Origin of the sequence: Dietzia sp. HMSC21D01 (assembly GCF_001815995.1) — a bacterium.
GTDB classification, from domain to species: domain Bacteria; phylum Actinomycetota; class Actinomycetes; order Mycobacteriales; family Mycobacteriaceae; genus Dietzia; species Dietzia cinnamea.
Window position 1 is genome coordinate 1 of the sequence record NZ_KV824162.1, and the last position, 1,165, is coordinate 1,165.

The 1,165-nt window shown below is 71.7% G+C and carries 1 protein-coding gene; it reads right to left on the reverse strand.

Annotated features, from left to right (window positions below):
* Window positions 1-162 precede the first annotated feature (162 nt).
* The coding region (locus HMPREF3086_RS17155) for a glutamate ABC transporter substrate-binding protein (protein ID WP_083324509.1) at window positions 163-1,165 on the reverse strand (1,003 nt) is incomplete at its 5' end.

Genomic DNA, 1,165 nt, shown 5'->3' on the forward strand with positions numbered 1-1,165 from the left:
CGGTCGCCGCCGCGGCGCCCGTCTCGGCCATCGCGCCCGTCTCCGTCGTCGCGCCCGTGGCCGCCGCGGCCTGGGTGACGGCGACGGCCTCGGTCCGCACGGTGGCCTGGGTGCCGACGGTGGGTTCTCCGTCCTCCGGCGGGTCGTCCCACTTCCGGTAACTCATCGCGGCTCCTCGATGTACCGCGGCTCAGGCATGCCGGGGTTCGGTCCCAGCCCGGACAGCCACGTGGAGTACATGCGGTTCCACGTGCCGTCCGCGCGGATCCGCTCGAGCGTCGAGTTCACCTGCCGGACCAGCCCGTCGGTGTTGTTCTCCGGGGTGGACTTGGCGATGCCCACGCCGTACGGCTCGGCGTCGAGCTGCGGACCGACGATCTGCAGGTACGGGTCCTGCGCGGTGATGCCCACCAGGATGGCGTCGTCGGTGGTGATGGCGTCGACCTGATTCTGCTGGATGGCGACCAGGCAGTCCGCCCACGTGTTGACCGACAGCACGGTGATCCGCTCCAACTCCGCCCACAGTCGCGACGCCGAGGTGGTCCCCGCCGCCACGCACACGCGCTTTCCCTCGAGGTGCTCGATCTCCGTGATACCCGAACCCCGCACGGTGAGCACTCGTTGGTAGGCCTGGTAGTACGGCACCGAGAACGTCACCCGCTCGCGCCGGGCGCACGTGATGGACATCGACCGGATCACCACGTCCACCTGGTCGTTCTCGAGCGCCTCTAGCCGGTTCGCCGATGTCAACGACCGGAACTCCACCTGCCGCGGGTCACCGAAGATGTCGGCGGCGATCTCCCGGGCGAGGTCCACGTCGAAGCCGGTGAGCTGGCCGCTGGCGGGGTCGCGGAAGGAGAACAGGTTGGAGCCCTGGTCCAGGCCGACGATCAGCCGGCCGCGCTGCAGGATCCGCGGCACACGTTCCTCGGGCGGGGCGTCGTCTGGCCGCAGGCTGGGCAGGGGGTCGCAGTTCTCCTCGTCTTCGCGCGGCAGGTTGTCGGGGATGTCGGTGCTGACCACCGCGCCGGCGGGCAGCGGCATGACGGCCTCCACCTCCGGGATCCCCGCGCCGACGATGTCCGCGGACTCGGCCGCCGCGCCCTGGTCCGGCCCGCCGACGCCGGGGCGGACCTCGTCGTCGCCGACCCCACACGCGGCGCCG